This is a genomic window from Bacillus sp. FSL K6-1033 (assembly GCF_038630765.1).
Lineage (GTDB): Bacteria > Bacillota > Bacilli > Bacillales > Bacillaceae > Bacillus > Bacillus altitudinis.
This window is the reverse complement of sequence record NZ_CP152041.1, coordinates 319,007-331,858: the sequence shown is the minus strand read 5'-3', so window position 1 is coordinate 331,858 and position 12,852 is coordinate 319,007. Positions and strand designations below refer to the sequence as shown.

The 12,852-nt window shown below is 43.1% G+C and carries 12 protein-coding genes; 3 read left to right on the top strand and 9 right to left on the bottom strand.

Features of this window, described 5'->3' with window-relative positions; translation table 11 throughout:
• Positions 1–139 precede the first annotated feature (139 nt).
• Positions 140–421 carry a DUF2651 family protein gene (locus tag MHH31_RS01775; protein ID WP_008342109.1) on the top strand — a complete coding sequence of 94 codons (282 nt, stop codon included), beginning with the start codon at positions 140–142 and terminating at the stop codon, positions 419–421.
• Here MHH31_RS01775 and MHH31_RS01770 read toward each other — a convergent pair.
• The 6 genes from MHH31_RS01770 to MHH31_RS01745 all read right to left on the bottom strand — a co-directional run bounded on the left by MHH31_RS01770 (position 416) and on the right by MHH31_RS01745 (position 6,131).
• The gene (locus tag MHH31_RS01770; protein ID WP_050826910.1) at positions 416–802 is read right to left on the bottom strand and encodes a UPF0715 family protein; all 387 of its coding nucleotides are present in this window, start codon (positions 800–802) and stop codon (positions 416–418) included. The genes MHH31_RS01775 and MHH31_RS01770 overlap by 6 nt on opposite strands.
• A 119-nt stretch (positions 803–921) precedes the next feature.
• Positions 922–1,551 carry a LysE family translocator gene (locus tag MHH31_RS01765; protein WP_342495190.1) on the bottom strand — a complete coding sequence of 210 codons (630 nt, stop codon included), beginning with the start codon at positions 1,549–1,551 and terminating at the stop codon, positions 922–924.
• Between the two features lie 125 nt (positions 1,552–1,676).
• The gene (locus tag MHH31_RS01760) at positions 1,677–2,864 is read right to left on the bottom strand and encodes an MFS transporter (protein ID WP_255816843.1); all 1,188 of its coding nucleotides are present in this window, start codon (positions 2,862–2,864) and stop codon (positions 1,677–1,679) included.
• Positions 2,865–2,921: 57 nt separating this feature from the next.
• Positions 2,922–3,968, bottom strand: a complete 1,047-nt coding sequence (locus tag MHH31_RS01755) for a Gfo/Idh/MocA family oxidoreductase (protein WP_007498302.1) — start codon at positions 3,966–3,968, stop codon at positions 2,922–2,924.
• Entirely contained in the window at positions 3,965–4,831 is an 867-nt protein-coding gene (locus MHH31_RS01750) for an HAD-IIB family hydrolase (RefSeq protein WP_342495189.1), read from the bottom strand. Before MHH31_RS01750 ends, MHH31_RS01755 begins: the two co-directional genes overlap by 4 nt.
• Positions 4,806–6,131 carry a DegT/DnrJ/EryC1/StrS family aminotransferase gene (locus MHH31_RS01745; RefSeq protein WP_342495188.1) on the bottom strand — a complete coding sequence of 442 codons (1,326 nt, stop codon included), beginning with the start codon at positions 6,129–6,131 and terminating at the stop codon, positions 4,806–4,808. The genes MHH31_RS01750 and MHH31_RS01745 overlap by 26 nt, the downstream gene beginning before the upstream one ends.
• Before the next feature lie 109 nt (positions 6,132–6,240).
• Between MHH31_RS01745 and MHH31_RS01740 the strand changes: the two genes are divergently transcribed.
• Entirely contained in the window at positions 6,241–7,230 is a 990-nt protein-coding gene (locus MHH31_RS01740) for a LacI family DNA-binding transcriptional regulator (RefSeq protein ID WP_342495187.1), read from the top strand.
• A gap of 52 nt (positions 7,231–7,282) precedes the next feature.
• Here MHH31_RS01740 and MHH31_RS01735 read toward each other — a convergent pair whose 3' ends face one another.
• From MHH31_RS01735 to MHH31_RS01725, 3 genes are all read right to left on the bottom strand, one after another.
• Positions 7,283–8,905: an L-lactate permease gene (locus MHH31_RS01735; protein ID WP_342495186.1), complete on the bottom strand. Its 1,623-nt coding sequence runs from the start codon at positions 8,903–8,905 to the stop codon at positions 7,283–7,285.
• 43 nt (positions 8,906–8,948) lie between these two features.
• Positions 8,949–9,896 carry an L-lactate dehydrogenase gene (locus MHH31_RS01730; protein ID WP_025206699.1) on the bottom strand — a complete coding sequence of 316 codons (948 nt, stop codon included), beginning with the start codon at positions 9,894–9,896 and terminating at the stop codon, positions 8,949–8,951.
• 217 nt (positions 9,897–10,113) lie between these two features.
• Positions 10,114–11,544 carry a YfcC family protein gene (locus MHH31_RS01725; RefSeq protein ID WP_007498311.1) on the bottom strand — a complete coding sequence of 477 codons (1,431 nt, stop codon included), beginning with the start codon at positions 11,542–11,544 and terminating at the stop codon, positions 10,114–10,116.
• Between the two features lie 153 nt (positions 11,545–11,697).
• On the opposite strand from MHH31_RS01725, the gene MHH31_RS01720 reads away from it, so the two are divergent.
• Positions 11,698–12,825 carry a M20 peptidase aminoacylase family protein gene (locus tag MHH31_RS01720; RefSeq protein WP_342495185.1) on the top strand — a complete coding sequence of 376 codons (1,128 nt, stop codon included), beginning with the start codon at positions 11,698–11,700 and terminating at the stop codon, positions 12,823–12,825.
• The last annotated feature ends 27 nt before the right edge of the window (positions 12,826–12,852 follow it).

The window sequence follows — 12,852 nt, the reverse complement described above, 5'->3', positions numbered from 1 at the left end:
CACAGGGTGGTTGATTTGCCGGATGAAGCAGGAATTCACTTCCATTTATCTAATCATGTATGAGTATGCTTCTGCATATCATCATTTAGCCGCCTCTATCTAATAGAGTCGGTCATCATAAAAGAAATGGGTGAATGACATGCGTCTTCTTTTTCTCCATCCGATGTATCTGATCTTATTTACACTACCAGTGATGGCTTTCCTTTGGGGATTTGTTGGTTATCTGCTATTTAAACGGATATGGCCTGTCCTCATATTAACGTCCGTGATCTCGATGATTTTCATCTTCGTTTATACTGGATTTGACCTTAGCAATCTATACTGGGTCCTTCTGATGACGGCTCTTGCTTTTGTATCAAGCGGATTCTCGAAGGTCATACACGTTCATTTTCAGGAGAAAAAACGGGAAAAACCTTTATGATTGATTCTTCTTCTTTAAAAAGACTGAATCAAGCAGCCAATAAATAAAGGCCGCGCAAAAGCTAAATAGATAAACTTTGTAGCTAATAAAGACGACAACACCATAATCAATCCATAAAGCAAGCGCCGAACAAACCACCCACGCCCCGATAAAATAAACCAATAAATCACGGCGTCGAAACTTCTCAGGATGACGGTGTAAAACCATTTGGATAGGTGCAGCAAATAGGACATAAGCGATCAAAATAAAAAGACTGGTGACCTCCACATAACTGAATCTGGATTCAGGTGGGGCAAACAACATGGTATAAACGAATGTCGCTGTGATCACAGACAAAATCAGCATACACACATAGTTGAATGCTGGCAGGAACATACGCATGGCAAAAACTCCTTCAATTTTATGTATCTTCCATCATTATTGAAGAGTGTCCTATTATTGTCAAATATGAAAAAGGGCTAAAATGATTTAGATTTTAGCCCTTTTTCTTATCAACCATTCTATCCAATGAGCGCCATGATCCCTTGATATCCAAAGTAAGCACCGAAGCCGAGTAAAGAGAAACCTGCCAGAACGGATAAGCCGTGCAAAATCCGTTCATTTAAATATCGTCTAAACGTACTGGCGAGCAGCGCCATACAGAAATCCCATAAGAGCATGCCGATGAAAATAGCGATGCTGTACATCAGCATTTGAGATGCCCCGTACTTTTCAATCGTATTGGCTAAAATACTGCCATAGATCCCAAGCCAAAATAATATACTAAGCGGATTGGAAAGGGAAATGAAAAATCCCGTCATGAACGAATGTCCGATCGACGTGTTTCCTCCGTCCTTCTTTGGGCTTTCATGCAAATTGATTTTACGAAGGCTTTCAATACCGGTATAGGTCAGAACGAAAAAGCCGAACAGCCACAAAAAGGTTTTCACAAGAGGTGCAGTCAAAAGCTGGGCGACACCAAAATAGATGAGGATCATATAGACAATATCCGCAGCCATAGCCCCCACACCAAAAATCCAAGCGTGCCAAAATCCACTTTTAATCCCTCTGTCGATTTGGGCTGCATTGACTGGCCCAACAGGCGCTGAAAGTGACAACCCTAAAAAGATATAACCAAAAAACACCGCCACATAGACGTCCTCCTTTTGATGCTGACTTGTACATGTTATTCACGCTTTCGTTGTTTTAGTACAAGTCCTTCGTCACCTTTTCTGAAGATAAGCTATACAAAAGGAGGAGCCACCAGATCAGCTGCTTATCGATCGGCTTTCATCGCCGGCGGCTGTGTGGGTATGGTTTCTTTTTTCCGAGATCGATTCATTTGAATGGCAGCCGCAAAAAGGAGAACAGCTAAAAAGGCGAAAACAAAGACGGCGCTTGCCGCACCTGCCCACTCAAGGCTAAACCCAATCAAAAAGGACAAACAAGCTCCACCTAAACTAGCGGCGGCAATAAAATAACTTGTGGCCTCGTCGATGGCATTTTCAATCATTAATGCAGAAGCCGTCAAGGCAATGGGGAACATGCCAGCTGCGCACAGACCGATGAAAAAGATAAGAATCAGCTGCGCGGCGATGTGGGTGGCTAGAGCAAATACGGCGAGCAGCACAATCATCAGCGCTGCGCTTAACTTTAAAAAACGCAGCGGATGCAGCTGATCGGCTTTTCTCGCAATGACAGTTCTGCCAATGACGATCGCTGTCCAAAAAGTAGAGACCGCAAAAAGACCCCAGTTGTCTCCCCCTTTTTCTAGCATGATCGACGGTAAAAAGTTCGCAAAGTTCGTTTCAATTCCTGCGTAGAAAAACGCAAAACAGATCATCAGCACCACAATCATTCGATTCCCTCGATCAAACAGCAAGGACGGTTTCTTCATGTCTTGAATAGGAGCCGCCATCTGCCCACGAGGGAGTTTATTCATAAAAGTAAGCCACAGCATAAGGAAAAAAGTCAGTGCACCGACTTGAAATAAAAACACATAATGCCACGTTTCCTCTGTCACAGTCAGCAGAATCAATAGAGGAAATAATAATGCACCTAATCCAAAAAAGACCTCCATGATGCTGATTCGCTTTGCACTGTTTGCCATTGAAATGACATACGCCCCGGCCGTTGTCTCAAGACTGCCAGCACCGCTCCCAAGGAAAAAACCTGCCACCACAAGAATCGTCCAACCTGGTACCAAAAGGCCAAGAAGGAGCGCTCCGATCATCAGCAGCAATCCCATCGTCAGAACAGCGCCGTAGCCTTTTTTCCTCACAAGAATTGGCGACAAAAGAACGCCTGTCAAAAAGCCAATAAACTGAAAGAAGATTAAAGAAGATAATTCCCCAGGACCCTTATCATAACTAGACAACAAATAAGGCGTTAAACTGCCAAAAAACACATGAATGGTCCCAATAAAAAAATAAAAGATACAGCCAAAATAAAACACCTTTTTCATCTTTTCACTTCCTCTAAAAAGGAGCGGAGTCATGATATCCTCCGCTCCACCTCTTCATTAATATGCGCGGGCAGAGACGACAGCCTCTTCCCTCTCGAAGCACGTATTCAGCGCAGCCTGCGCGCGATAACCATCTTCAAAATCAGCTACCTTCATATGAGATGGATATGAGTTTGTATTTACCCAATGCATCAGCTGATCACGGAATGTATCAGACCATCCATAAAATTCATTTGGTGGATCTGTCAGCAATGTTTGCGGCATTTGATGACGCTCTACACACAAGCCATCACTGATCTCATATTCGTTTTTCATGTTTGTATGGTATTTAAAAACCTTGTCATGCCCCACCACTTCTACACTAAATCCACATTCCTCCGGCTGCGTACTTTTGGACGTCACCAAATGAAAGAACACTTGATTCTCCATTTGCCCAAAAATTTCGGTATGGTCATCGACCTGTACCTTTTTCTCTTCCTTTTCCTTTACATGAGTCAGCATCTTCGTATTAAGGGATTCTTTTTTCATTTCACTGCCAAATAAGTACCACAGCATATCAATCAAATGAATCCCTAAATCTCCTAATGCACCGCTTGTACGCAGACTTTCGCCGCTGTCTCTCCACGAAAATGTCTTTCTTCTAAGGGCACTATTTTTCTTAAAATGTGTCCGTACTGTCAAAACGCGTCCTAATTCACCATTGGCGATCAAGTTCTTCAAAATATTCACAAAGGATAAATAGCGATAGTTAAAGCCCATACTGGCTTGAACCTGGAACTGTTTGGCTGTCTCCACCATTTCCTTCGCTTCTTTTAACGATACAGCCATCGGTTTTTCACATAAAATCGGCTGTCCTGCTCTAAGCGCCTGAAGGGCATGGTCCTTGTGACAGAAGTTAGGGGAAGCAATGATCAATCCATCTGATGCATCCGCTAGTGTTTCGATACTGGCATACACCCGTCCGCCGTACTGTTTAATAAATCCTTGTGCGACGGATTCGTGCAAGTCATAGACCCCAGATAATTCTGCACCTTTGATCGTTGATAATGCTCTAGCATGTGCTTTTGCAATATTCCCTGCTCCAACAATTCCAATTTTCTTCATGAATGTGCCTCCTCATGTTTATACATCACTGTTTTCAATGTTTCATAGATTCCTTTTGCATACCCATGATGACAAATTTGATGATGGTGCCGTTTGGCTTCGGCTGTTGCATTTTGGACAAGAAAGCCGTGCGTGACGGATTGAAGCATCCGCAGATCATTCCCACTATCACCAAAAGCAAAGCCCTTATCTTTTGACAGGTTATATTGATTCAGCATAAACCGAACGATTTCATCCTTTCCTGTTCCCACTGGTAAAAAATCAACGTCATAGCAATCCGCAGGGTCACCCGCAAGTGGGTTGCATTTGTTGATGTTCACCGCCACTCCTCGCTCCTTCGCAAGTGTTTGGATGAATGATAGATGATGAAGATCTGTTCGTTCATCCTGCTCCTGATAATAGAAATTCTTTTTATACCCAGAGCTGCCTAGCTGCGTTTGCGGCCTAAGGGTGATCCCCTTTTCACGTACGGCTTGCAGAATATCTTCAATTTTTTCGTCTGAAAAGCCCTGTGCATCAAGCCGTTTCATCCATTCTGCATCCGGCTGTCCAAATTTCCCATCTGATGTATACACGATCTCAGTTCCTAAATTCGACGCAATGAAATGCGGGAATTGATAGAAACCGCCTTTCTCCATTTTGCTCGTAACAGAATCGAGGCTGCTTCCCGTCACCCAGCCCAGCATGAGCTGTCCGGCTTCGCTCTTTTCTGCCACAAAATCTTCCAGCCGTTTTACATCCTCTCTCTGCTCCTCGGTCATTCCGTGAGAATAATAGGTCTCATCGAAATCACAGAAGACGATCCACTGCGGATGTTGCGGTTGATGCAAAAGCTTTTTAGTGAATGGAAGATTTGATAACATGATGGACCCCCTCGATGACTTTCTCCTGATCTTGCAGCGGCATACCTGGGTAAAGCGGTAAGTGGAGTAATTGCTGTACGGCTTTTTCCGTATGTGGAAGTGCCGTTTGTTTATACTTTTGAGAAACAAGATTCGTTTGATGCTGATGCGATAAAATTGGGTAATAGACGTCTGTTTCTATGCCCATTTCCAGTAATTTCTCTGCCAGCTCATCTCGGCTTCCCTTCACCACTCTGATCGGGAATAGATGCCATACATGATCCTCTGTCAGCTTCGGAAGCTTTATATAGCCTTCATCTTCCAGCGTTTGCAGCTGATCTATGTATCTCTTTGCCAAGTAAAAGCGTTTAAAGTTTTGCAAACCTAAATATTTCATTCGTTCTAGCCCGATTGCGGCCTGTAAGTTATCAATCTTAGAATTAAAGCCATAGTCACTGCGCTTCACGTTTTTCTTTCCTGGTTCAAAACCGTGATAGCTGATTTCCATGCATTTTTCTGCTAGGGCTTCATCATTTGTCGCGATGGCTCCTGCCTTTCCGCAAACTCCAAGGTTTTTGTAAGGATTAAAGCTGAGAACAAGTCCATCCCCAAATGCCCCAAGCTCGCTGCTGCCAATCGCCTGACAGCCATCCTCAATGATCGATAGACCATGCCGTTTCGCAATCGTCGAAATGGCCTTCATATCCGCTTGCTTTCCATACAAATGAACCGGGAGAATACATACTGTCTTATCTGTGATATGCTTTTCTATTTCATTCGGCGCTAGGCAGTAGGTGTCTGGATCAATATCGGCATAGACTGGAACCGCACCAATCGCAAGCACTGCATTTTCTGTTGCAGCAAAGCTGTTGGCAGGCAGGATGACCTCATCTCCAGGATGGACGCCTGCTGATATTAAACTGATCATCAAGGCATCTGTTCCACTTGATGTGGCAATGACATATTTTTTCCCTAAGTATGCTGCGAGCGTCTTTTCAAACTTTGGAATATAAGGGCCTGATGTAAAACGGCCTGAACTTAATACTTCTTTCAGCACCTGCATAATATCATCGATCTCATCCTCTGAAATCAGTTTATCGACCGGTAGGAACGGTATCTTTTTTTCCTTATTTTGTTTATAATGGAAGAGAATTTTTTCCAAACCTGTACGCGCAATATCTTGCTCAAGGAACGCAGCAAGCTTATCATTCGCTAGATTCTTTTCAACTGAATCAGCCTTTACTTGAACACCTTGATTGATCATATCCAGCAACGGTAGATAATCCTTGCTTTTACCTGATATCTTCGTCAATATTTGCATTCCATTCCCTCCAATTAATCAATTCCATTTGTTAATATTTAACTTGTTTCACATTGTAAATGATGTTATCGATTTCAGAACAATAACTTTGTGTAAAGGATTTGTTAATATGTGTACAATTTATGAAATTGCCAAACGCTGCGGGGTTTCAACGACCACTGTTTCTCGGGTGCTGAACAACCATCCATATGTATCAGAAGAAAAGCGCCAGCACATTTTACAGGTGATGAAGGAAATGGAGTATACACCAAGCTCAGCAGCCCGCACCCTTCGGTCACATCAGACCAAAACCATTGCTGTGTCTGTTCCAGCTGTGGACCATCCTTTTTTTGCACAATTGATTAAAGGCATTTCAAAGGAAGCACTGGATCAAGGGTATAAAGCCATCGTGCTCCAGACGTTTTATCAAGAATCAGCAGAACTTGAAGGGCTTCAATTATTAAAAAGAAAAGAAGTAGATGGTGTCATATTGGGGGCGTTAGAAAATAAGTGGGAAACAATCGAGCCATTTTTAGCAAACGGCCCGATCGTCATGGCAAATGAATTTCATCAAACAGCAGACATTCCGATTATCGGATATGATGAGCGGGAAGCTGCTTATAAAGCGGTTGACTACTTGATTCAATCAGGGCGTACATCCATTGGATTTTGTTTTGATACAGAAAGCAGTGAAGCGCAAAAACAAAGAAAGCAAGGCTATCTTGATGCGCTTTCTGATCACGGTTTGTCGCTTAAAGAAGATTGGCTGTTTGGCGAGGCTTTTACCATTGAGGACGGCTTTCGTTTAATGGACTTAATCCAACGGATGCCGGATGCGCCGGATGCGATTTTCACCGGCAATGATCAAGTGGCAGCAGGCCTCATTAAACAAGCCATTTCATATGGATATCACATTCCTAAGGATTTAGCGGTGATCGGTTATGACAATCAAGACATTTGCGAGGTGACAGCTCCAACGATCACGACCATTGACATCCCCATCGTCGAGCTTGGCCAGCAGTCTGTAAAACAAATGATTCAGCTGCTCCAAGATCAAAAACCATTACAACGTGAACATATTCAGCTACCTACTCGGCTAGTCACACGAGAATCCACATAAAAAAAAGACTGAGAAATCTCTCAGTCTTCCATTTTTCAATCAATCGATCAACCTATATAAATTGAGCAAGAATAAATGTCCATATACATACGATGCCGAGCAATATGAAGCTGTACTTCACTGTTTTTTGGAAGAGCTCAGATTCTTTACCTGTTTCTCCAACAGCTGCTGTTGCAATGGCAATGGATTGTGGAGAAATTAATTTCGCCATCACACCACCGGTCGTATTTGCCCCGATTAACAAACCTGCCTGAGAGCCGATTTGAGAAGCGGTGACTGCTTGAAGGTTACCGAATAAGGCATTGTTACTCACAACAGATCCCGTAATAAACACGCCGATCCAGCCAAGCACTGGGCTGACAAGCGGGAATAAATCGCCTGTTTTAGCAAGCGCTAGTCCGATAGCAGAACTTAGACCTGCAAAGTTCGCCAAGTTGGCAAAGCCCATGACAAAACAAATCGTAAGAACAGGGACCCAAAGCTCTTTGACCGCTGCATTTAAGCAGGCAGCCCCTTCTTTTAATGTAATATGTCTGCTGAACAATCCTGTCAGCATCACTGCAATTAGAATGGCGGTACCTGTTGCACTAATAACATCAATTTTAAAGATCGCATCAATCGGTGTTTCTGTTTGAGCAATAGGTGGTAATTTCACAATTTGCTGATGCAGAAACGGCATTTTCACTAAAATGGTTGTCCAGTTGAGCGGTCCTCCTTCAGCAAATAATGCTTTAAAAGCTGGTAGGCTCCATACAGTAATGACGGCAGTTAAAATATAAAACGGAGACCATGCTTTCAGCACCTCAACCCCGCTATACGTTTGTTTCTTCTCAATGGCTGGTGCCCCTTCTTCACGATAAATATGTTTCGGCTGCCATTTTCGTAGAAATAAAGCCAAAATTCCCATACTCACTAAAGCTGAAATAATATTGGCAAGCTCAGGGCCCATCGTGACCATTGTAACAGCCTGTATAATCGCATAGCTTCCACTTACAACAAGCAAGGCTGGAAGTGTTTCTTTGATCCCTTTAAAGCCGTCTACAATGAGAATAAGCAGAAACGGGATACAGAAAGAAATAAACGGAATGGTGTACACAAGGGTTTGAGACAGCTCAAGCGGCGTCATATTTCCCATTTGTGCTCCAGTAATAACTGGAATACCTACTGCACCAAAAGCGCCAGACGCAGCATTTGCAATCAAGCAGAGCATGGCGGCTTTCAGTGGTTTAAACCCAAGCTCTGTTAAAAGAGCGGCACTAATCGCAATCGGTACACCGAATCCAGCGGCTCCCTCTAAAAATGCGTTAAAACTAAAACCAATTAATAAGAGCTGTAACCGTTGATCTTGAGAAATTCCTGCAATACTAGAACGAATGACATCAAACTTTCCAGACTTCACAGCAATTTTATAGAGCCATACGGCCATGATGACGATATATCCAATCGGCCACAGCCCATTAGATACACCGAGCACCACAGCAGATAATGCTTTTTCAATTGGCATATGAAAGAAGAAAACAGCTGTTACAAAACTGACGATCAAGGTAAAACAAGCGGCTAATACCCCTTTTAACTTAAATACAGTTAATGCTAGTAGGAAAAACAAGATTGGAAGCATGGCCACCAATGCACTGACGAACTCATTACCAAACGGATCATATATTTGCTGCCACATAGTGATTCATCCTTTTCTGCTCAGATAGGTTGCCTTTGATTGATTAAAAATGAGGAGCTAAAATTTCTTTTAACACATTCACACTGTGTGCGAATTTTTCTTTTTCTGTATCGTTCAGTGCGAGCTCCATAATTTCTGTTGCACCATTTCGGTTCACAAGGGCAGGTACACCAATGTAGACATCTTCTGCTCCGTATTCTCCATCTAAATAAGTGCTGACAGTCAAAATGCTGTTTTCATTGTGCAAAATGGCTCTAGTAATACGGGCTAAACTCATCGCTACGCCGTAATAAGTCGCGCCTTTTTTCTCAATGATTTGGTAAGCGGCATGACGAACATTTTCCATGATGTCGTCTAAATCTTCTTGTTTGTATTGGTCATTTCTCTTCATTAATTCTGTGATCGGTACACTTCCGATATTCGCATGGCTCCAAACAGCAAGCTCTGTATCCCCATGCTCTCCAATGATGTACGCATGCACATTGTGCGCCGCTGCTTCAAAGTACTCACTAAGCATGTATCTGAATCTTGCCGTATCAAGCGTTGTTCCACTACCAATCACTCGTTCTTTTGGCAGTCCGCTGAATTTCCAAGTCGCATATGTCAAAATATCAACTGGGTTCGTAGCAACTAAGAAAATACCATCGAATCCGCTTTTCATCACATTGTCTACAATGCCTTTAAATATATTTAAATTTTTCTCAACAAGATCAAGTCTCGTTTCACCTGGCTTTTGGTTTGCACCAGCGCAGATACATACAATGTCAGCATCCTGACAATCCTCATAATCTCCATACCAAGTATTCACAGGATGCGGGGCGAATGCTTTCCCGTGGTTTAAATCCATGACGTCACCCATTGCTTTGTCTTGATTCAAATCGATGACTACCAATTCATCTGTGATCGCTTGATTTATTAATGTAAAGGCATAACTGCTGCCGACAAAACCTGCTCCAATAAGTGCTACTTTGTTTACTTTTTCGTTTGTCATTTATCTCATCCTCCTGAGTAAAACTAGGTTGTTTTTCATATGTGAAGTATTTCACATTCTTATTGTGCAATACTTCACAAACTTTTGCAAGGGGATTGCTCAAAAAAATAATGTAGCCATTTTGTGAACACTCTTATTGTGGTTTTAAACCGCTGTCCCCATACATTTTCTCATAAGAAAAAAGCCGCCAAACACTCTTTGGCAGCTTCTCTCTTATTTAATAAGGTCCCCAATTGATCATGACACCGATACAAATAAAGACAAGGCCGATGACGAACCAAATGAGCGCAAGCGGCACCATAAAACGCAGCCATTTCACGTATGGAATCCCACTTGCAGCCAAGACAGCCATCAACACACCTGAAGTCGGATTCACGCAGTTGACCACCCCTTCACCGAGCATCACTGCTTCTACCGCTACTTGTCTCGTGATACCCATTAAATCAGCAAGCGGCGCAAGAATCGGTATAAAAACAACCGCTTCTCCTGATCCTGATGAAATCAAAAAGTGAAGGAGCGCACTGGCGATATACATGCCGATCGCACCAGCGATTGGACTAAACCCTGTCAGCATACTCGCAAGCCCATTCACCACAGTATCAAGCAGCTTGCCGTTTTCCAAAATGACTGAAATGCAGCGTGCCATGCCGACAATGAGTGCGCCGTATACAAGGCTTTGACAGCCGACAATAAACGTTTTTGCAATATCATTGGCAGCTAATCCCCCAAGCAGTCCAGCAGCAATTGCCATGAAAATGAACACACCAGCCATTTCCTTATCGGTCCAGCCAAGCTGAAGCGCACCATATAAAAAACCCCCAAGCGACAAACCGCACACCGCTAAAATCAGCTTATGTCTGCCAGTGAATTCAGGCTTGTCCACAGATTCCGCATCAGCTCCTCCTAGCCCTTTAGCTGGAAACCACTCGTCACCAAGCAGGCTCCCCTTTTCTTTATTTTTCAAGCGTTTTGTATATAAATAGATGTACACAATACTAGATAGGAGAAAACAAAGATAAATGATGACACGCAGACCAATACCAGAAAAAATCGGCAGTTCTGCAATCGTTTGTGATAAGCCTAATGGAGATGGAGACAAAATGGTTGCGTTAAAACCTGCATAACAGCCAATGTAAATAACCGCCGCTCCCGCCACTGCATCCCACTTTAAAGAACGTGCCACAATAATCCCAATAGGAATAAAGCCAATGACTGAGTTCACCACAATTCCGGTCGTCCCAAGTACAGAAAACAATCCGCCAACAATACAAATAAACAATAGCTGTTTCGTTTGGAACCGGCTGATGACATTGTGAATCATCCCGTTAATGGCACCTGTCTTTTCCAAAATCGCAATGGTTCCGCCAGTAAAAAGAATCAGAAAAATAATAGAGGATGAACCAACCATCCCTTCTTGAATCGCTGTAAAAAAACCAACCGGACTAACTGGTGATTGATCAATACGGTGATAACTGCCAGGAACAGCTGTTGTGATCTCTCCTGACGTTTTCCGATCAAATTCACCGGCTGGTACAAAATACGTTGCGATCGTACAAATTAAAGCAATCATAAATAAGAGTACATATGCATCCGGCATCTGAAGTTTTCTTTTTTGTTTCTCAGGTGCTGATACTGTCGCTGTTTTCATCTGTCAAAACCCCTTTGTCCCGATCGGAATTTCACTTAATTTTCTGAATAATCAAATGATGTGTTATATTATAAACACTGATGATATTTAAGATCAATATTATTTCACTAAAAGAATGTTTTGGCAGATTATCTGTCAGCAAGGAGGCTTCTCATGACAACTTTGACAAACGAGATGAAACAAACCGTGACAGACATCTTTGAACATCTGCACGCCCATCCAGAAATCAGCTGGGAAGAGACAAATACGACAGCTTATATTGAAGCTCTATTAAAGAAATTAGGCTGTAAAACGAGAACATTTGAAGACTGTACAGGGGTAATCGGTGAAATTGGGGAAGGCGCACCAGTGGTTGCTGTGAGAGCCGATATTGACGCACTTTGGCAGGAAGTAGATGGCGTATTTCAAGCCAACCATTCATGCGGACACGATGCACATATGACGATGGCACTTGGGACATTAATGGCATTGAAAGAAAAAGAACTTCCAAGTGGCACGATCCGATTCATTTTTCAGCCTGCCGAAGAAAGAGGAGGCGGCGCTTTAAAGATGATCGAAAAAGGTGTGTTAGCTGACGTCGATTATTTATACGGGGTGCATGTGCGCCCAATTCAAGAAACCTTAAACGGACGCTGCGCTCCTGCCATTTTGCACGGATCAAGTAATCATTACGTCGGGACCATTCTAGGGGAGGAGGCACATGGTGCACGCCCGCACCTTGGGGTCAACGTCATCGAAGTTGCATCTACGCTTGTGCAGAGACTGGCACATATCCATGTCGATCCACGAGTCGCCCATTCTGTGAAAATGACCAATTTAAATGCAGGCGGTGGCAGCTCCAACATCATCCCTGGCAAGGCCTCTTTTACACTTGACGTTCGGGCACAGACAAACGAAGTGATGGATGAATTAGAAAAGGAAATTGAAAGAGCATGCCATTCTGTAGCGGATGCTTTTGGCGCCTCTATCACACTTTCAACTGATCATCGTCTTCCAGCTGCGACATTAAATGAAGAAGCTGTGGAGATCATGTCACATGCTATAGAGCAAGTGCTAGGTAAAGAACAGCTCGATCCACCGATCGTGACGACAGGCGGAGAGGACTTTCATTTTTATGCAGCAAAGCTTCCTCATATGAAATCGACGATGCTTGGTTTAGGCTGTGATTTAAAACCTGGGCTTCATCACCCTTATATGACATTCGATCGCTCTGCGATTTTGACCGGCATTGAGATTTTGACGGAAGCTGTATACGAAACACTTCAGCAGCATTCATCGTAAAATAAAAAAACAACCACCCGTCTTTTC